Below are 18,145 nucleotides of genomic sequence, written 5' to 3' on the forward strand. Positions count from 1 at the left end.
TTTCAGGTCGCAAGAAGGTGATTTGTGCCAGACATCAAAAAGTTTCCAGCCTACTTCCGCAGCTACGAATGGAACGACAAGCACACGTTGTTCGGGTACCCGGCGGATGCCTATGGCGAATTCGAATGGATCGCGTCCCTGGAAAAGCGATTCGCCTGGCTCAGGCGCAATCATGCTGCCAGCCGCACGTCCTCTCTGCACTTGATTCGGGAATTGATCCAGTGGGGCGGAAGCCAGAACGGCGTGTTGCAGAAGTTCGACGAGCGCCTCGGAGAGGTCCACCTGTACGAAATGATCGCCAAGGTCATCGCCAACATCCAGGATCCAAAGGCGGCCCTGGAGGCTGCGCTGGAGATTCCCGGCATGGGTCTCACGTACGCATCGAAGCTGTTGCGTTTCCTGGACCCGGAGAACTATGGGGCACTGGACAGCCGCGTCCGCGGAGCGCTGGCGGAACACGCCGAGTCAACCGGCGTCCCCAAGATCTATGACGGGAACTTGAACAGCATGGTCAAGGGCTATGTCGCCTTTCTCAAGTACCTGGCTCACCTTCAGAAGCAACTGGCCCACGCTGCCATCGCCCGGCCGCAATGCAATCTTCCAGCGGGCGCATCGGCCATGAAGTGGCGCGCCGCGGATATCGAAATGGCATTGTTCAGGTGGGCTGACACTATCTCTTCCCGGCCGGTCGCAAGCGCTCACCGCCTGTGATACGTCGGCGCCCGCTCATACACCGGCGTCGACATCCCCTCCATCCGCGCCTTCAACTGCAACGCCAGGAACTGCGAGTAGTGTCGCGACTGGTGCAGGTTCCCCCCATGGATCCACAGGTTCTCGACCTGCGTCGGCTTCCACATGTTGCGCAGTTCGCCTTCCCACGGCCCTGGGTCCTTGGTGGTGTCGGAGCCCAGCCCCCAGCACTTGCCGACCTTGTCCGCCACCTCGGGTGACACCAGGTCCGCGAGCCAGCCGTTCATCGAGCCATAACCCGTCGCGTACACGAGCAGATCGCAAGGCAGTTCGGTCCCATCCGTCAGCGTCACCGAGTGCTCGTTGACGCGCGCGATGTTCACGCCGCTCTTCAGCTTGATGCTCCCGTTGGCCACCAGTTCGGATGCGCCCACGTCGATGTAGTAGCCCGAGCCACGCCGTAGGTACTTCATGAACAGTCCCGAGCCGTCGTCGCCGAAGTCGAGCATGAAGCCCGCCTTCTCCAGCCGCGAATAGAGGTCCGCATCACGCTTCTTCATCTCCTCGTACACGGGGATCTGGAAGGCGTGCATGATCTTGTACGGTACCGACGCGAAGATCAGGTCGGCCTTGTGGTGGTCGATGCCGTTCTTCACCGCCTGGTCGGAATACAGCCCGCCGAGCGCCAGTTCCATCAACGAATCCGATGGCGCGATGTGCGTCGACGAGCGCTGGATCATCGTCACGTCGGCGCCGTTCTCCCAGAGCGCCGCGCAGATATCGTGGGCTGAGTTGTTGGAGCCCAGCACCACGCACTTCTTGCCCTTGTAGGCTTCCGGCCCAGGGTGCGCGCTGGAGTGGTGCTGCTCGCCCTTGAAGTTCTCCGCGCCTTCGATCTTCGGCGTGTTCGGATAGCCCGACACGCCGAGCGCGAACACCAGTTGCTTCGGCCGCAGCACGACTTCCTTGCCGTCGCGCTCGACGGTCACTTCCCATTCCTTCTTCGCCTCGTCGAAGCGCGCCTTCTTCGCCGTGGTGCCGCCCCAGTAGTTGAGCTCCATCACCTTGGTGTACATCTCCAGCCAGTCGCCGATCTTGTCCTTCGGCGAGAACACCGGCCAGTCGTCCGGGAAGGGCAGGTACGGCAGGTGGTCGTACCAGACCGGGTCGTGCAGGCACAGCGACTTGTAGCGCTTGCGCCAGGAGTCGCCGGGCTTGGCGTTGCGCTCCACGATGATGGTCGGCACGCCCAGCCGGCGCAGCCGAGCGCCGAGCGCGATGCCGCCCTGCCCGCCGCCGATGATCACGACCTCGGGCTGCTTCGTGTAGCCGAGCGTGGCTTCTTCTTCCCTGCGCTTTTCGAGCCATGACTTGCGGCCCGGCTGCTGGCCATGTTCCGCGCCCCTGACGCGTTCCGCACCGGTCTTTTCCTCATGGCCCTTGAGCTGCGTCATCGTGGTCAGCAGCGTGAAGGCCTTGCCGTCGCGCAGCCGCAGGTGGCCGCGCCCGCGCGCCACGCGCGTCTCGAAGGTGAACCATGCGTCGACGATGCCGTCGGCCTCGGTCGCCTCGCCCTCGATCGCGAAATTGGACGGCGCGACATCGGCCAGGCGCGCCTTCAGCATCGCGCGGATGGCATCGGCGCCCTCCTGCGTGCGGATGTTCCAGGTGAAGGACACCAGGTCGCGCCAGTAGCCATCGGCTTCGAAGAGGGCGACGCTGGCGTCGATGTCGCCCTTGGCAAGTGCGGCGCCGAAATCGGCGAGCCATGTGGTCGCGGCCTGGGTCGGGTCAACGGTCACTTCGGTCATTGAGCATGTCTCCGTAGCGTTGAAAGTCGGCCGGACATGATCTGCCTGCGAGGGCGTGCGTGCGCCGGGGTTAACCCGGAAGTCGTCGACCGCTGGTCAGGAAACTGCCGGGCTCAAGCGGCGGCGTCGCGCCGCATGGGCCGGCGATCCGGGTGTAGCCTTGCAGGCGCCCACATTCCGCCGAGGAGCCCATGATGCTTGCCGCCCTGCCCGTTTCCGAACCCCTGCTGCAGCGCGAAGACCGGGACGGCGTTGCAACCTTGCGGCTGAACCGGCCGCGCCAGTTCAACGCGCTGTCGGAGGACATGCTCGCCGCATTGCAACGGGCGCTCGACGAGTTGTCGGCCGACGCCAGCGTGCGCTGCGTCGTGCTGGCGGCAGCCGGCAAGGCCTTCTGCGCCGGCCACGACCTGCGCGAGATGCGCGCGCGCCCGGAACTGGCTTACTACCAGGCGCTGTTCGCGCGCTGCAGCCAGGTCATGCAGGCGCTCCAGGCGCTGCCCGTTCCGGTGATCGCGCGCGTGCAGGGCATTGCCACGGCCGCAGGCTGCCAACTGGTCGCGAGCTGCGACCTGGCCATCGCCTCCGACACGGCGCGCTTCGCCGTCTCGGGCATCAACGTCGGCCTGTTCTGCGCCACGCCGGCGGTCGCGTTGACGCGCAACGTGTCGACCAAGCGCGCCTTCGACATGCTGGTCACCGGCCGCTTCATCGACGCCGCAACCGCGGTCGACTGGGGCCTCGTCAACGCGGCCGTGCCGGAGGCCGAACTGGACGCCGCCGTGGCGCGCAAGGCCGCGGAGATCGTGGCGAAGAGCCCGGCCGCCGTGCGCCATGGCAAGGCGATGTTCTATCGCCAGCGGCAGATGGCGCTGGACGCCGCGTACGCCTACGCCGGCGAGGTGATGGCGCGCAACATGATGGAAGAGGATGCCGGCGAAGGCATCGACGCGTTCCTCGCGAAACGAATTCCGAAATAGCGCCGGGCGGCGCATACTGGCGCCCCGTGTTTTTTGCAGGAGCGCTGACATGCTCGAGTCTCTGCGAACCGACCCGACCTTCCATCCCTCGCCGCGCCTGGCGATGGAGGCCGAGCCCGAGCGCATCGCCTACACCGCGCTGCTCTCGCCCGACGCGTCGCGCCCCGATGCGCTGGCCGTCGTGGACGTCGACCCGGCCTCCCCCACCTATGGCACCGTGCTGCACCGGCTCGACATGCCGAACAAGGGCGACGAACTCCATCACTTCGGCTGGAACGCGTGCAGTTCCGCGCTCTCGCCGATGTCGGGCCATGCCTTCCTGAAGCGGCGCTACCTGGTCGTCCCGGGCCTGCGATCGTCGCGCATCCACATCATCGACACCCACCCCGATCCGGCGCGTCCCACGCTGGCCCGCGTGGTCGAGCCCGACGAGGTCACGCGCAAGACCGGCTACTCGCGGCCGCACACGGTGCACTGCGGGCCGGAGGGGCTCTACATCAGCACGGTGGGCGGTGGCGGCGCCGAGGGCATGGACGGGCCGCCCGGCGTCTTCCTGATGGATTGCAAGAGCTTCGAGGTCATGGGCAAGTGGGAGATCGACCGGGGGCCGCAGAAGCTGCACTACGACTTCTGGTGGAACCTGCCGCGCGACTACATGGTGTCCAGCGAATGGGCCCTGCCCCCGCAGATCGAGAACGGCATCGTGGCCGAGGACCTGCTGGCCAACCGCTACGGACACCGGCTCCATTTCTGGGAGCTGAGCGCCCGGCGCCATGTGCAGACCATCGACCTGGGCGAGAACCACCAGATGGCGCTGGAAGTGCGCCCCGCGCACGATCCGGCGCGCGAGTACGGCTTCGTCGGGGTGTGCGTCGATACCACCAACCTCGAGGCCTCGATCTGGACCTGGTGGCGCGAAGGCGGCAAGTTCCACGCGAAGAAAACGGCGACGATCCCGCCCGAGCCCGCCGACGCCGCGCTGCTGCCGCCGCTACTCAAGGGCTTCGGCGCCGTGCCGCCGCTCGTCACCGATATCGACCTGTCGCTGGACGACCGCTTTCTCTACGTCGCCTGCTGGGGTACCGGCGAATTGCGGCAGTACGACGTGACCGATCCGATGAACCCGAAGCTCGCCGGCAGCGTGCATGTCGGCGGCATCGCGCGGCGCACGCCGCATCCGAACGGCTCGGCCTTCGGCGGCGGCCCGCAGATGACCGAGATCAGCCGCGACGGCAAGCGCGTGTACTTCACCAACTCGCTCTACAGCAAGTGGGATGCGCAGTTCTATCCCGATGGCGTGCCGGGCCGGATGGTGATGTGCAACGTCGGCGCCAATGGCGGCATCGAGCTGGACAGGAAGTTCGTCGTCGACTTCGGCGCGGAATACGGCGCGCACCAGGTACGGCTGCAGGGCGGCGACTGCTCCACCGACTCGTTCTGCTATTCGTCTGCATGACCGAAACGAGCCGATTCGCCTTGCAGGCTCATCGAAGGCCGGGGTGAACAACCTTGCACTCTCGTGGCCGCTGTGGGCCGGCGTGGTGGCGATCGGCATCTACCACGGGCTCAATCCCGCGATGGGCTGGCCGCTGGCCGTGGCGCGCGGGCTGGACCAGAAGCGCGGCGCGGCGGTGTTCGGCAGCTGGATGCCGCTGGGCGCCGGCCATCTGCTCGCGATGGCGATGGTGCTCGTGCCTTTCGCGGTGCTGGCCTGGCTGCTGCAGTGGAGTCGCGAGATCCGCATCGCCGTCGGCGCGCTGGTGCTGCTGTTCGGCATCGCGCAACTGGTGTTGCCGCAGCGCCATCGCCGCCTCGCGCGCATCAAGCCGACGCAACTGGCGCTCTGGTCCTTCCTCATGGCCACGGCGCACGGCGCGGCGCTGATGCTGCTGCCGATCCTCATGGGGCTGTGCGATGCGCCGGCCGCCACGGCAAGCCTCGTCGATCACGCGGGCATGGCGGACCTCATGCGGACCAGCCTGGGCACCGCCGTCATCGTGTCGCTGGTGCACACGGTCGCGATGATTGGCTCGGGGCTTTCGGCCGCGTGGATCGTCTACCGCTACCTCGGCCTGCGCGCGCTGCGCACCGCCTGGCTCAACCTGGAAAAGGTGTGGGCGCTCGGCCTGATCGCATCCGGCGGCGCGGCGGTGATGACGGCGCTGGCGATGACGGGCGCGTAGCCGGCATGAGCCTCCCCGCGGGGCTGGCCGGGCGCGGACCGCCGCCACGGCTCACGGGTAAGGCCTCACCTTGTCCTGCTCCGCCGGGTCGTTGCGCGACACCACCGCGCGCGCCGGCTCGGTCGTGCTGAGGTTGATGGCCACGTGCGGCACGCCGGGCGGGATGAACAGGAAGTCGCCCGGCTCGCTGATCACCGACTGCTGGAGCCCTTCGCCATACATCGTCTGCACGCGCCCCTGCAGCACGTAGATGGCGGTTTCATGCCCCTCGTGGAAATGCGGTTGCGAGCGCGCGCCCGGTGGAATCACCACCAGGTGCATCGACAGGCCGCAGGCACCTGCGCTGTGCCCCGAGATGCCCACGAAATAAGGCAGTCCTTGCGCGGTGGCCACCTCGAGGTCGGGACGAATGGCGGTCACCGACGGTGTTGAGACGGACGACATGACGCTCCTTCCCGGCACGACAGATTGAACGGGCAAATAGTGCCAGATCGTCGGCGGAAATGCGTCACCGCGGGCGCTTGTCCTCCTCCCCATAATGCCCGGGGAGACGAAACATGACTTCGCGCGACAGCCGATCCGAATACGAATGGCGCATGCACAAGGTGCTGACGCACATCGACGCCCACCTCGACCAGCCGCTGGAGCTGGCCGCGCTCGCCGACGTGGCGCACTTCTCGCCCTATCACTTCCATCGGCTGTTCGCGGCCTGGATGGACGAGACGCTGGGCGACTATGTGCGCCGGCGCCGCGTCGAAGTGGCCGCGCTGCGCTTGCAGACGCGGCCGCGCCTGTCGGTGCTGGAGGCGGCGCTGTCGGTGGGCTTCGGCTCGGGCGAGGCGTTCTCTCGCGCGTTCCGTGCGCGCTTCGGCAATTCGCCCAGCGCCTGGCGCGCGAATCGCAATCCGGATCAGGACGGCTTGCCCGACCTTGCGAAGAATCCGGCATCAGTACGCAACGTCCAGCGCTCCGAGGAACCCATGACCGTCCGGATCATCAGCCGCCCGCCCACGCTCGTCGCCTACCTGCGCCATATCGGCCCCTTCGGTGCGCCGGTCGGTGCGTTCTGGCAAGACCGGGTCGCGCCGTGGATCGGCGACCACAAGCTGTGGCACCGGCCGCGCTACGGCATCAGCTACGACGATCCGAGCATCACCCCGCCCGAACAATGCCGTTATGACGCATGTGTCGAAGTGGACGAAGACTTCACCCCGACCGACGGCTTCCAGAAGACCACTCTGCCCGGCGGCCGCTATGCCGCGTTGGCGTATCGCGGCACGCCAGAGGGGATCCTCCAGGCATGGAACGCGCTGCTGCGCGACTGGCTGCCAGCAAGTGGCTTCCAGTTCGACCACCGGCCCGCGTTCGAGTACTACCCGGTCGACAACGCCTACGACCCGGCGACGGGCGCATTCGCATGCCAGATCTGCATTCCGATCGCGCCGTTGTAGTCAACGCCCCGGTCGCAGGTCGCGCAGCGCGATCGCCAGGCAGCCGCCGAAGAACAACGCGCCCAGCGCGCCGTTCCACTTGTCCGTGCTGCTGCGCCCTTCCAAGACCATCCACAGGCCACCGAGCACGAACAGCAGGCTGGCCACGGCCAGGGTGGTCATGAGGATCCGCTGCCCCAGGGTGGCCGGGCGGCGCGGCGGGCTGTAGCGCACCGCGGGCCCGGTGAAGCCCAGCCGCTGCGGGAGCAGGTCGAGCGCCTCGTCGGCCTCGCCCGGCGACAGGCGGAACACGCGCTTCACCGCATCGATGCGCAACTGCCGCCAATGGCCCTGGCTGTCCGTCACCGGCACCGCCGCGACACCGGGCGCCGGAAAGACGACGGGCTCCGTCGTCACGCCGCGGTTGGGCACTTGCACCAGCACCTCCTCGGCCGGCAGCGCGACCACGCGCACCGTGTCCCAGGGCCCGCCGCGATCGTCGTCGTAGTGCCGGTGCTCCACGCGCAGCATGCCGTCGGGCGACAGCGCCACGACGGGATCGTCTTGCGGTGGGTCGAGGGGCATGGTGTGGCTCAGTGTCGTTGGCGCACTTCCTTCATGGCCGCAGATTAGCGAGGCCGGCGCACCCGCGCGATCCCCCGCGTGGCCTATGCCATGCGCTGTGCCGTGCGCCCCGCCGCCGGAACCCGGCTGGCACAATCGCGCGAACCACCTCGCGCACCCAGCCGATCGCAGACCCCGTATGACCGCGACCCCCGACGCCATCCTGCACCTGCAAGACCTGGGCTTTGCGTATCCCGGGCAGCCCGCGCTCGCCGCGCGCTGGACCGCTTCGATCGCCGCCGGCGTCACGCTGCTGCACGGCGACACGGGCAGCGGCAAGTCCACCTTGCTGCGCATCCTCGCGGGCACGCAGCCGGCCACGGGGCGCCTGTCCATCGGAGACGTTCGCCTCGATGCCTCGCCGGAAGCCTATCGCCGCAAGGTGTTCTTCATCGAGCCGGACACCGACGCGTTCGACAAGCAGAAGACCGCACGCGAATGCAGCGCATCCTTGCATGCCGGCGATCCTCACTTCGACGCGAGCCGCTGGCAATCGCTCGTCGATGGCTTCGCGCTGGCGCCGCACATCGACAAGCCGATGTACATGCTCTCCACCGGCTCCAGGCGAAAGGCGTGGCTTGCCGCCGCGCTGGCATCGGGCCGCCCGCTGACCCTGCTGGACGAGCCCACAGGCGCGCTCGATGCCGCATCGATCCGTTGCCTCTGGCGCACGCTGGCCGAGCTGTCGCGCGAACCGCGTCGCGCCTTCGTCATTGCCAGCGGTGAGCGGATCGCCGGCGTGGCGTTGGCAGCCACCATCGACTTGCCGTTGCAGGCTGCCGGTGCTCGAATCGCGTAGCTGCATTCCCGCAGCGCCGGCATCGAACCCGGCCGCAACAAGTATTTGCCAACGACATGGAGATCATTTGAATTCGTGGATGCGGTCCATTGAATACTCGGCAAAGATAGTTGACATTCGCAATTAATTCGCGACGTTTCCGCGCGTCATCAAGGGCACGCAATTTGTCATTTTTCCTTTGCTTCTTTGCGGTCCAGACATGACACTCACCGCTGCCGAAAACGGGGCACGATCCCGTTGCCGGCAACACGATGGATAAATCCGATGCCTTGTCGAATGGGCACGGAATCAAGGAGGTGACAATGAATCAACGCACTGGCGTATCCAGGCGCAATTTGCTGAAAATGGGCGCCGCCGGCGGCCTTGGCGTCTGGGTGGCGCCACTCTTCAGCCCGGCATACGCGGCGCTGTTCGAAAGCAGGATGCTCACGCCCATTGCTTTCAACGGCGCAGACGGATCGGTCAAGTTCCGCGTCGACGGAACGGCCAAGGTCACAGGCGACAAGGTGTTCGCCTATGACATCCGCTCCCGCGACATGCCGCACTGGCCGCAAACCCAATCGCACGCATTGCTGTTGCGCGCCACCTTCGCCGATCGCGCCTTCACCGGCATCGACATCTCCGCGCTCGGCGACGACCTGAAGCCCGATCGCATCGTCACCGCCGAAGACCTGGCGCGCGACAAGATCGCCTTCCCGGGCTTCTACGGCGACGACATGCTGCTGCCCGCGGGCAAGACGCCGGCCTACCTGGGCCATGCGGTCGCGCTGCTCATCTACAACGACTTCGTGCGCTTCCGCTATGCCAAGACCCGGCTGCGCTCGCTCGACAACAACAGCGTGGTCCAGGGCGGCCCCGTGACCGGGCCGCTGGAGCGCGAGCCCTGGGCCGGCTTCCGCTACATCCGCGTCGGCGGACGGACCGCCTTCGACGACGACAGCTTCTCCACGTTGAAGGACACGGTCCTGTTCCCGTCGTTCAAGAAGCGCCAGGCCAACTGGCCCGACGCGCTGATGGACGGCAAGGTCAACGAACAGGGCATGGCGCATGCCAAGGCCATCGCCGACGAGCTGGACAAACCCGGCGAAGACCTGCTCGTCGTGAGCCGCGAGTACTTCTCGCAGTCCATCGACACCGCCGCGCTCGAGCCCGACAACGCCAACTGCTGGTACGACCCCGACAAGCAGGAACTGCACATGGTCGTGCCCACGCAAGGGCCGGTCGAAGTCGTCGAGTCGATGACGCAGATGCTGGCCAAGGCCGGCTTCCCGGTGAAGAACCTGTTCCTGCACCCGTGCTACACGGTCGGCTACGGTTCCAAGGACCACTACAACTTCCCGTACTACGGGGCGATGGCCGCGTTCTACTCGCCGGGCAAGCCGGTGCGGCTGGCCAACGACCGCTTCGAGCAGTTCCAGACTTCGCTCAAGCGCCACAGCATCCGAATGCAATACAGGATGGCGGTCGAGAAGAAGAGCGGCCTGATCCGCTCCTTCAAGGGCGACTTCCAGCTCGACGGCGGCGGCCGCATGAACTTCACGCCATCGGTCACGCTGGTGGCCGCCACCTCGGCGCAGAGCATCTATTACCTGCCCAAGAGCGACTTCACCGCCGTCGGCCTGGCCACGCGCGCCATCGACTGCGGCTCGGCGCGCGGCTACGGCACCCTGCAGGCCATGGGCGCGACCGAGATGCTGGTCGACGACGTGGCCGCGCAACTGGGCCTCGACCCAGTCGAGTTCAGGCTGCGCAACGTGCTCAAGTCCGGCATGAAGAACAGCCAGGGCGCCATTCCCGGCGGGGCGATCCGTGCCGACGAGGTCATGCTCAAGTTGCAGAAGCACCCGCTCTGGACCAGCCGCGCCAAGCGCAAGACCGAGTACGAGACGGCCAATCCGGGCAAGCGCTACGGCGTCGGCTTCGGCTGCGTGCAGAAGGACTTCGGCACCGGCGCCGAGTCCTGCTTCGTGCGGGTCGAGATCACGCCCGAGGGCGCCATCGTGATGCGCCACAGCGGCGCCGAGATGGGCACCGGCATGCAGACCTCGCAGGCCGTGGTGGTGGCGCGCTGGTTCGGCCGCGCGGCCGACGTGATCGAGACCTCGGTCACCGAATGGTCCGACCTGCCGATGGTGACCAGCGGCGACCCCTACCTGTCGAGCCAGGCCGACCAGGACAAGGCCGTGGCCGACCCGGCCTGGACGCCCAGCTATTGCTCGCCCTCCAGCGCCAGCAACTCGGCCTACTACTTCTCGCACGGCACGCGCGAGACGGCGCGGGTGGTGTTCGAGCATGGCCTGTGGCCGGCGGCGCTGTCGATCTGGGGCGCGGGCATCGGCGGCGGCCAGTCGGCGCCGCACGTCGTGCGCATCGACGACGCGCGCTGGGTCAACGGCAGCCTCACCTGCGCCGGCATGGAGCCGCTGACGCTGGCCCGCCTGGCCCGCAGGGCGCACGAGCAGGGCTTCGTGACCGGCGCGATCGGCCACACCTTCAACCGCTGGCAATGGGCGGAGGCCGACTTCGAGGTCGACGGGCAGAACCAGCGCCGTCCGCTCGACGGCCTGTCGGTGCGCTACGGCGACAACGCACCCGAGGCCAGGCGCAAGACCGGCGCGACAGGGGGCGGCTATCACTTCATCACGCGCAAGAAGCTGTTCTATCCGCCGATCCAGCGCAACAACGCGGGCGTGACCTACTACGCGGCGATCGCGACGATCGCGGAGGTCTCGATCGACCGGGCCACCGGCAAGGTCGACCTGATGAGCCACCAGTCGGTGCTCGAATGCGGCAACCAGATCGTGAAGCAGCTGGTCTCCGGGCAGATCCAGGGCGGCATCGCGATGGGCATCGGGCACGCGCTGCACGAATTCCTGCCGCTCTACGAAGACGGGCCCGGCAACGGCACTTGGAACTTCAACCGCTACACCCTGCCGCGCGCGGCCGACGTCGCGGTGTGGAGCCAGGGCGCCGAGGTCCTGCCGGCGCTGTCGGACACCGACCCGCCCAAGGGCATGGGCGAGGTGGTGATGATCGCCATCGTCCCGGCCATCGTCAACGCGGTGGCGCATGCCATCGGCCATCGATTCACCGAACTGCCGATCACGGCGGAAAAAATCAGGGGGGTGCTGCAATGAGCACAATGCCGGCGGTCAAACCGCTCAAGCTCACGATCAACGGCAAGGACGTCGGCCCGACGGACGTGCCCGATGGTCTGATGATGATCGACTTCCTCCACGAGTATGCGGGCCTCACCGGTTCGCGCCTGGGTTGCGGCATCGGCGAATGCCGGGCCTGCGTGGTGATCGTCGACAAGCCGGGCGGCGCCAGCGAGGAGGTGCGCACCTGCATCACCGGTGCGCACTACTTCGCCGACAAGAAGGTCCGCACCGTCGAAGGCCATGCGCAGCGCAACGACAAGGGCGAGGTGGTCATGCTCTCGCCGGTGCAGCAGAAGTTCCTGGAGCACTACAGCTTCCAGTGCGGCTACTGCACGCCGGGCTTCGTCAACGGCGCGACCGTGCTGGTCGAACGGCTCAAGCGCCAGCCGATCGCCAAAAGCAAGGTCGAGGCCGAGATCACCCGCTCGCTCAACACGCACCTGTGTCGTTGCACGGGCTACGTTCGCTACTACGAGGCGGTCAAGGACGTGATCCTGTCGACCCCTGGCCTGACCACGGAGGGCTGAGCATGCGCGCCCTCTTCCATCACCCCCTCGCGCGGGTTGCGGCTGTGCTGGGCGCGGCCCTGGCCATGACGGCCTGCGGCGGACCGACCGGCGACGGCAAGCCGGTGAAATCGAGCGCCGACGAGATCGCGCGCGGCAAGTACCTGGCCAGGGCCGCGGACTGCGCGGCCTGCCACACCGCGCCGGGCGGCGCACCCATGGCGGGCGGTGCGGCGCTGGAGTCCGAGTTCGGCGCCCTCTACGGCAGCAACATCACACCGGACCCGCAGCACGGTATCGGCAAGTGGAGCAAGGACGACTTCTACAAGGCGGTCCACGACGGCACCTCGCCCGGCGCCCGGCAACTCTATCCGGCCATGCCCTACGCCTCCTACCGCGCCATGCCGCGCGAGGACGTGGACGCAATCTATGCCTACCTGATGCAGCTGCCCGCGGTGGCGCAGCCGAGCAAGCCCGACGAGCTTCGTTTCCCGTACAACATGCGCTTCGGCATGTTCTTCTGGAAAATCTTGTTCCTCAAGGACGAGTTGCCGGTAGCCTCGCAAGGCCAGTCGCCAGAGTGGGTGCGCGGGCGCTACGTCAGCAACGTGCTCGGCCATTGCGCCGAATGCCACACGCCGCGCGGCGCGCTGGGCCAGCTCGACCTGGGCCTGCAGTGGCAAGGCGCACAGCTCGGCCGCTGGCTGGCGCCCGACATCACGCCCAAGGGCCTGGCCGAGCGCGGCTGGACCGAGAAGGACATCGGCACCTTCATGAAGACGGGTGTCGCGCCGCAGGGCTCCGCCTGGGGCGAGATGCACACGGTGGTCGCGCTGAGCACGCAGCACCTCACCGACGAGGACAGCAAGGCGATGGTGCGCTTCATGACCGGCGACAAGCCGCTCGCGGCCGTGCCGGCGAAGGAAGACCCGGGCGCCGACCAGAAGCTGGGCCCGGGCCGTCAGACCTACCTGAACGTCTGCGCCGGCTGCCACGGCGTGAACGGCGAAGGCCGGTCGCATGTGGCGGTGGCCATGGCCGGCAACTCGACGCTGCGCATCGGCGACCCGCGCAACCTGGTGGTGTCGGTGCTCGACGGCATCGAGGCGCAGCAGTTCACCGGCTACGAGCGCATGCAGGAGATGCCCGGCTTTGCCGACAAGCTCAGCGACGCCGAAGTCGCCGACCTGAGCAACTACCTGCGGGTTCGCTTTGCGGGCCAGCCGGCATCAGTGACGGCGGAGGCCGTGTCGAAGATGCGGGCGAAGGAAACGACAGCCGCGAAGCACTGACCTCTCGACTGACGCGCCACACCACCGGCCTTGCGGAGCAATTCGCAAGGCCGGTTTTTTCTTTTGGCTTTCTGGTCGCCGCGAGGACGCCCGTGATGCGATGAATCGCTTGGCGCCTTCACTGCGCCGGTCGGTTCATCGCATCCCAGGCTTGGGGGTGATTGAACAGCCCCGGCGCTTCGACGGAACAGACACGCGCGTGGGACTCTCATCCATTCAAAGGCGAACCCAGATCAGCCGATCGCATCGACCCGGTCCGGATAAAAGGCCAGGTGGTCCTTGATGGCCGCCACGGCGTCATAAGGCGCCTCGTAGGTCCAGACTGCGTTGATCGACCGCTCGCCGCCCGAAGGGATGCTGTAGTAGGCACAGTCGCCCTTGTAGGGGCAGTAGGTCGCGTGGTCGGTGCGTTGCAGCAGCGCCATGTCGACGTCCTTGCGCGGGATGTACTGCACCGCCGGGTAGCTGGCCTCGCGCAGGCTCAGCGCTTCGGTGGTGTCGGCGATGACCTTGCCGGCCACGGTGACGGTCACGCGCGCTGGATTGCGCGAGATCGTGATCGGGTGGTCGGGTGGTCGGGGCCGGGGATCTTGATGGGCTTGGCAGGCATGCGGCGAACTTTCTTGATGGGCGCTTCAAGATAGCGCTGGATTGAAGCCGCTTGAGCGTCGGGGTCTTGAACCGGCGCCTGCTCGCTCGCGGTGATGCCGCCGACCAGGTACGTCGACCTGAGCAACCACTCTGTCGCACACCGACCATCAGGCCCGCGAATTCCCGCCGGCACGACAAAATGCACATGCTTGCCGTCCGCAAGAAGCCGAGCGGCCGCGTTGACTGACCTGTAGAGTTCCATCGCGGGTCAAACCTCCGGACGGCCCGCCCCGCGTTGCTGCCCCACTTGCACCCACTCCATGCCTGTAGCGCCCCCAACTGCCGTGCCGCTGCGCCTGCGACGCTTCCGCGTCGACGTCGGCACCATCATCACGGTCGTGATCCTGGTCGAGTCGCTGCTGCTCATTGCGCTGGGCTACTGGGGTTCGCAGCGGCTGGTGTCGCGCATCGGCGAGTCGGCGCACCAGGCCGACCACCTGCGCATCGAGGACCGGACCATCGCCTTCCTGAACCATGCGTCGACGGCCGTGCGGTCCATGAGCGAAAGCCCGAGCCTGCAGACCGGCGGCGAGGGCGCCGGCCAGTCGGGCGAATTGATCTGGACGCTGTTGCAGCAGTCGCCTGAACTCGACAGCATCTACGTCGCGGCCGCCGATGGCCGCATGCTCATGGTGACCCGGCATCCCGAACCGGCGGTGGTCAACATGAAGGCCGAGCCGGAGGGCACCACCGAGGTCTGGCACTTCAAGCCGCGGGCCAGCGACAGCACCGATGTGCAGGAGCGCTTTCGCACGGTGCGCGTGGAGACCTTGCACACCCAGTACAAGCCGACCGAACGAGGCTGGTTCAAGAGTGCAATGAACGGCCAGCGCAGCGAAGCGGTCTGGTCGCAACCCTACGTGTTCGCCGCGCAGCAGGAGGAAATCGGGGTGACCTATTCGCTGCCGGCATGGCGGCGCGGCGCGGACGGCAGCACCCAGGAACTGGTGGCCGCCGGCGACGTCTCGCTGGGTCGGCTTTCCGAGTTCGTGCGCCTGTTCAGCCGCGACGGCCAGGGCGAGGCAGCGCTGCTGGGCACCGAGTTCCAGGTGCTGGCGCGCAGCGATGTCGAAGGCGATGTGAAGCACCTCGAGGTGCCGCGCGATGGCGTGCTGGGCGCGGTGATTGCGCGCATGCAGGGCGGCGCCGGCGCGCGCGGCGCCACCGCGGACGCCAGCTTTGCGCTGGACCACGCGGGCCGCCGCTACCTGGTCCGCACCTCGCACCTGCCGTCCACCCACTGGCTGCTGGCCAGCTGGGTGCCGGAGGACACGGTGCTCGGCGGCCTGCAGCGCAACGTGCTGTGGCTGCTCGCACTGGTGCTGGCGTCGCTGGCCATCATCCTGACGGTGTCGCTTCGCCTGTCGAAGGTGGTCACGCTGCCGGTCGAGCAGCTGTCGCGCATCGCGCGCCGCATCGGCCGCTTCGACCTGGACAACATACCGCGCGTGCCGAGCCGCGTGCTGGAGATCCAGCAACTCGACCAGGCGCTCGACGACTCGGCGCGCGGGCTGAAGGCGTTTCGCAAGTTCGTGCCGGTCGACCTGGTGAACCAGCTGGTCGATGAAGGCCACACGCTCACGCCGAGTGGCGAGCCGCGCCGCATCACGGCCATGTTCACCGACATCGAGGGCTTCACGCGCATCTCCGAAGCCGTCGAGACCAGGGTGCTGGTGGAGCAGCTGACGGCGTACTTCAACGTGGCCACGCGCGTGATCGCGCGCCACGGCGGCACGGTCGACAAGTTCATCGGCGACGCGATCATGGTGCTGTGGGGCGCACCCTCGCCGCTCGATGACGCCGAGTACAAGGCCTGTGTGGCCGCACTGGAACTGCGAGCGGAACTTGCCGTGCTCAACACGCGCTGGGCCACGCAGGGCCTGCAGGCCTTCGCCACGCGCATCGGCATGCACACCGGCACCGCGGTGGTGGGCGCGCTCGGCTCGAACGAGCGGCTGGCCTATACGGCATTCGGCGACACCATCAATGTCGCGAGCCGCATCGAAGGCCTGAACAAGGACCTGGGTACGCGCGTGCTGTTGTCGGAGGCGACCTTCGAAGGGCTCCGGGGACGGCTGCGCACGCGGCGCATCGAGGAGATCGCGCTGCGCGGGCGGATGTCGAAGGTGGTGCTGTACGAATTGCTGGAAGGCTGAACGGATTCACTTCGATGGCGCCGCCGCACCATCGCGTAGCCGGCGCACGTGAAGCCGGCGCTGCGAGATCAGCGCTTCGGCGGTGTCTACTGGCTCGCCGTGATCCCACCGTCCAGGTACAGCACCTGCCCCGTGATGAACGCAGCCGCCGGCGAGCAGAAGAACACCGCGGGGCCGGCCACGTCCGATGGCTCGGCGACGCGGCCGAGCGGAATGCGGTCGAGCACCTGCTGGTGCGTGGCGGGGTTGTCGAGCCAGTGCCGGGCCATCTCGGTGCGCACCACCGTCGGCGCGAGGCCGTTGACGGTGATGCCGTGCGGCGCCAGTTCGCTCGCGTGCTGACGGATCAGCATGACCAGCGCGCCCTTGGTGCTGGCGTAGGCGGAGTAGCCGCGACCGCGCAAGCCCAGTTGGGCGCGCACCGACAACAGGTGAACCTGCCTGCCGCCGCGCCCGCCAGTGATCTGGTGCCTCGCCACCGCCTGCGCGAGGAACATCGCCGACTTCAGGTTGACCTGCACCACTTCGTCGAAAGTCTCCTCGGACACATCGAGCAAGGCCTGCTCGCGCTGGATGCCGACGCAGTTGAGCAGCAGGTCGAGCGCGCCGAAGTGGCGATGCACCGCATCGACCGAGCGCTGGATGTCCGCGACGCTGTGCGCATCCATCGCGAGCCCGAGCGCGTCGTGTCCTGCGGCACGCAGCGTGGCAGCGAGCGCCGTCGCCTTCGCTTCGTCACGGCCCGACACGGCCACCCTGGCACCTGCCCGCGCGAGGGCCCACGCAATCGCCTCGCCGATGCCACCATAGCCGCCGGGCACATATGCCACGCGACCGCGAAGGTCGAAAAGGCCCGTGAGGGAGCGAGGATCAAAAGCCATGGGGGTCGCGGTCATCGGACCGTCTTTCATGCGTCGAGAACGCTCTTTTTTCCAAACAGCCCGCGCGAGCGGAACGTGACGACCGCGATGAACAGCAGGTACATCGACATCAGCGACCACTCCGACGCATAAGCACCCGTGAGCCCCACCACCATGCCGACCATCAGTCCCGCGATCACCGCGCCCCACAGCGAGCCGACGCCGCCGAGCACGATGATGAGGAACGCCGGCACCACCGCGTCGACGCCGACGTGCGGCCGGATGCCCCAGATCGGCGCCATCACCACGCCGGCGATGGCGGCCAGGGCCACGCCCAACGCGAAGACGAACAGCCGCAGCCGCGAAAGGTTGATGCCGAGCGCGCGCACCATCTCGCTGTCGTGCGCGCCCGCCTTGATGATGGCGCCGTAGGGCGTCTTCTGCAGGAACAGCCACAGCAGCCCGATCATCAGCACCGCGAAGGCGCTCGCGAAGAAGCGATAGCGCGAGTACACGAGGTCGCCCATCAGCACCGCACCCGAGATCGCCTCCGGCAGCGCGAGTTGCTTCTCCGACGAGCCCCACACGAGGCGGATGCCCTCCTCGATCACCAGCGCCGCGCCGAAGGTGAGCAGCAGGCCATAGAGCGGATCGCGCCCGTAGGTTCGCCGCATGCACAGTTCGAGCAGCATGCCGAAGAGGCCGACGAAGACCGGCGCAAGGAACAGCGCCAGCACGTAGCGAAGCCCGATCGGCAAGCCCATGTACCAGGCCTCCGCTTCCGGAAACAGGCCGAGCTTCGGCGCGACGATGAACAGCGCCGCATACATGCCGAGCGCGAACAGCGAGCCGTGCGCGAGGTTGATCGTCTCCATCACGCCGACGATCAGCATGAAGCCCAGCGCGACCAGTGCGAACAGCAGGCCGAGCGAGATGCCGTTGACCAGGAACGGCAGCAGGTTGCCGATGAATTCCATCGCGTGCGTTGCCCGGTGTTTCGGT

At 67.4% G+C, this 18,145-nt stretch carries 17 protein-coding genes; 10 read left to right on the forward strand and 7 right to left on the reverse strand.

The features are described from left to right. Window positions 1-24: 24 nt before the first annotated feature. Complete coding sequence (locus HB681_RS09860; protein ID WP_213954612.1) at window positions 25-711, forward strand: hypothetical protein; 687 nt, start codon at window positions 25-27, stop codon at window positions 709-711. Here the strand turns inward: HB681_RS09860 and HB681_RS09865 are convergent. Next, window positions 699-2,501 carry an NAD(P)/FAD-dependent oxidoreductase gene (locus HB681_RS09865; protein WP_213954613.1) on the reverse strand — a complete coding sequence of 601 codons (1,803 nt, stop codon included), beginning with the start codon at window positions 2,499-2,501 and terminating at the stop codon, window positions 699-701. The two genes, HB681_RS09860 and HB681_RS09865, sit on opposite strands and share 13 nt — an antisense overlap. 191 nt (window positions 2,502-2,692) lie before the next feature. Here HB681_RS09865 and HB681_RS09870 point away from each other — a divergent pair, with 191 nt between their 5' ends. From HB681_RS09870 to HB681_RS09880, 3 genes are read left to right on the forward strand one after another with little or no spacing between them, the layout of a single operon-like run. Next, window positions 2,693-3,481, forward strand: coding sequence for an enoyl-CoA hydratase (locus HB681_RS09870; RefSeq protein WP_256734880.1), 789 nt, complete (start codon window positions 2,693-2,695; stop codon window positions 3,479-3,481). Window positions 3,482-3,530: 49 nt separating this feature from the next. Continuing rightward, the gene (locus HB681_RS09875) at window positions 3,531-4,937 is read left to right on the forward strand and encodes a selenium-binding protein SBP56-related protein (RefSeq protein WP_213954614.1); all 1,407 of its coding nucleotides are present in this window, start codon (window positions 3,531-3,533) and stop codon (window positions 4,935-4,937) included. Window positions 4,938-4,980: 43 nt separating this feature from the next. Further along, the gene (locus HB681_RS09880; protein ID WP_213954615.1) at window positions 4,981-5,664 is read left to right on the forward strand and encodes a hypothetical protein; all 684 of its coding nucleotides are present in this window, start codon (window positions 4,981-4,983) and stop codon (window positions 5,662-5,664) included. A gap of 51 nt (window positions 5,665-5,715) precedes the next feature. On the opposite strand, the gene HB681_RS09885 is transcribed toward HB681_RS09880, so the two are convergent. Then, a complete protein-coding gene (locus HB681_RS09885; protein WP_213954616.1) occupies window positions 5,716-6,108 on the reverse strand; it encodes a cupin domain-containing protein in 393 nt (130 codons plus the stop codon). A gap of 113 nt (window positions 6,109-6,221) precedes the next feature. On the opposite strand from HB681_RS09885, the gene HB681_RS09890 reads away from it, so the two are divergent. Beyond that, window positions 6,222-7,115 carry an AraC family transcriptional regulator gene (locus tag HB681_RS09890; protein WP_213954617.1) on the forward strand — a complete coding sequence of 298 codons (894 nt, stop codon included), beginning with the start codon at window positions 6,222-6,224 and terminating at the stop codon, window positions 7,113-7,115. Here the strand turns inward: HB681_RS09890 and HB681_RS09895 are convergent, their stop codons facing one another. Further along, complete coding sequence (locus HB681_RS09895; RefSeq protein ID WP_213954618.1) at window positions 7,116-7,679, reverse strand: hypothetical protein; 564 nt, start codon at window positions 7,677-7,679, stop codon at window positions 7,116-7,118. 178 nt (window positions 7,680-7,857) lie between these two features. Here HB681_RS09895 and HB681_RS09900 point away from each other — a divergent pair, with 178 nt between their 5' ends. The 4 genes from HB681_RS09900 (at window position 7,858) to HB681_RS09915 (ending at window position 13,476) form a co-directional block, all read left to right on the forward strand. Further along, window positions 7,858-8,517, forward strand: a complete 660-nt coding sequence (locus tag HB681_RS09900; RefSeq protein WP_213954619.1) for an ATP-binding cassette domain-containing protein — start codon at window positions 7,858-7,860, stop codon at window positions 8,515-8,517. Window positions 8,518-8,819: 302 nt separating this feature from the next. Then, the gene (locus tag HB681_RS09905) at window positions 8,820-11,654 is read left to right on the forward strand and encodes a molybdopterin cofactor-binding domain-containing protein (RefSeq protein WP_213954620.1); all 2,835 of its coding nucleotides are present in this window, start codon (window positions 8,820-8,822) and stop codon (window positions 11,652-11,654) included. Then, window positions 11,651-12,205: a (2Fe-2S)-binding protein gene (locus HB681_RS09910; RefSeq protein ID WP_213954621.1), complete on the forward strand. Its 555-nt coding sequence runs from the start codon at window positions 11,651-11,653 to the stop codon at window positions 12,203-12,205. The genes HB681_RS09905 and HB681_RS09910 overlap by 4 nt, the downstream gene beginning before the upstream one ends. A gap of 2 nt (window positions 12,206-12,207) precedes the next feature. Then, entirely contained in the window at window positions 12,208-13,476 is a 1,269-nt protein-coding gene (locus tag HB681_RS09915) for a cytochrome c (RefSeq protein WP_213954622.1), read from the forward strand. A 233-nt stretch (window positions 13,477-13,709) separates the two neighbouring features. Here the strand turns inward: HB681_RS09915 and HB681_RS09920 are convergent, their stop codons facing one another. Further along, window positions 13,710-14,036 (reverse strand): DUF427 domain-containing protein, encoded by a 327-nt coding sequence (locus HB681_RS09920; RefSeq protein WP_213954673.1) that lies wholly within the window; start codon window positions 14,034-14,036, stop codon window positions 13,710-13,712. Continuing rightward, window positions 14,006-14,329, reverse strand: coding sequence for a hypothetical protein (locus HB681_RS38710; protein WP_213954623.1), 324 nt, complete (start codon window positions 14,327-14,329; stop codon window positions 14,006-14,008). Before HB681_RS38710 ends, HB681_RS09920 begins: the two co-directional genes overlap by 31 nt. Window positions 14,330-14,387: 58 nt before the next feature. Here HB681_RS38710 and HB681_RS09930 point away from each other — a divergent pair, with 58 nt between their 5' ends. Further along, window positions 14,388-16,283, forward strand: coding sequence for an adenylate/guanylate cyclase domain-containing protein (locus HB681_RS09930; protein ID WP_213954624.1), 1,896 nt, complete (start codon window positions 14,388-14,390; stop codon window positions 16,281-16,283). An 86-nt stretch (window positions 16,284-16,369) separates the two neighbouring features. Here HB681_RS09930 and HB681_RS09935 read toward each other — a convergent pair whose 3' ends face one another. Both HB681_RS09935 and HB681_RS09940 read right to left on the reverse strand, forming a co-directional pair. Beyond that, entirely contained in the window at window positions 16,370-17,164 is a 795-nt protein-coding gene (locus HB681_RS09935) for an SDR family oxidoreductase (protein WP_256734881.1), read from the reverse strand. Between the two features lie 26 nt (window positions 17,165-17,190). After that, window positions 17,191-18,120 (reverse strand): branched-chain amino acid ABC transporter permease, encoded by a 930-nt coding sequence (locus HB681_RS09940; protein ID WP_213954626.1) that lies wholly within the window; start codon window positions 18,118-18,120, stop codon window positions 17,191-17,193. Between the last annotated feature and the right edge of the window lie 25 nt (window positions 18,121-18,145).

Origin of the sequence: Variovorax sp. dw_954, assembly GCF_018449755.1 — a bacterium.
Taxonomy (GTDB): domain Bacteria; phylum Pseudomonadota; class Gammaproteobacteria; order Burkholderiales; family Burkholderiaceae_C; genus Variovorax.

Bases quoted from the DNA above. Each gene is read 5' to 3' on its own strand.
- HB681_RS09865 (WP_213954613.1), bottom strand. From the start codon at position 2,501: ATGACCGAAGTGACCGTTGACCCGACCCAGGCCGCGACCACATGGCTC.
- HB681_RS09870 (WP_256734880.1), top strand. From the start codon at position 2,693: ATGATGCTTGCCGCCCTGCCCGTTTCCGAACCCCTGCTGCAGCGCGAA.
- HB681_RS09875 (WP_213954614.1), top strand. From the start codon at position 3,531: ATGCTCGAGTCTCTGCGAACCGACCCGACCTTCCATCCCTCGCCGCGC.
- HB681_RS09885 (WP_213954616.1), bottom strand. From the start codon at position 6,108: ATGTCGTCCGTCTCAACACCGTCGGTGACCGCCATTCGTCCCGACCTC.
- HB681_RS09890 (WP_213954617.1), top strand. From the start codon at position 6,222: ATGACTTCGCGCGACAGCCGATCCGAATACGAATGGCGCATGCACAAG.
- HB681_RS09895 (WP_213954618.1), bottom strand. From the start codon at position 7,679: ATGCCCCTCGACCCACCGCAAGACGATCCCGTCGTGGCGCTGTCGCCC.
- HB681_RS09900 (WP_213954619.1), top strand. From the start codon at position 7,858: ATGACCGCGACCCCCGACGCCATCCTGCACCTGCAAGACCTGGGCTTT.
- HB681_RS09905 (WP_213954620.1), top strand. From the start codon at position 8,820: ATGAATCAACGCACTGGCGTATCCAGGCGCAATTTGCTGAAAATGGGC.
- HB681_RS09910 (WP_213954621.1), top strand. From the start codon at position 11,651: ATGAGCACAATGCCGGCGGTCAAACCGCTCAAGCTCACGATCAACGGC.
- HB681_RS09915 (WP_213954622.1), top strand. From the start codon at position 12,208: ATGCGCGCCCTCTTCCATCACCCCCTCGCGCGGGTTGCGGCTGTGCTG.
- HB681_RS38710 (WP_213954623.1), bottom strand. From the start codon at position 14,329: ATGGAACTCTACAGGTCAGTCAACGCGGCCGCTCGGCTTCTTGCGGAC.
- HB681_RS09930 (WP_213954624.1), top strand. From the start codon at position 14,388: ATGCCTGTAGCGCCCCCAACTGCCGTGCCGCTGCGCCTGCGACGCTTC.
- HB681_RS09935 (WP_256734881.1), bottom strand. From the start codon at position 17,164: ATGGCTTTTGATCCTCGCTCCCTCACGGGCCTTTTCGACCTTCGCGGT.
- HB681_RS09940 (WP_213954626.1), bottom strand. From the start codon at position 18,120: ATGGAATTCATCGGCAACCTGCTGCCGTTCCTGGTCAACGGCATCTCG.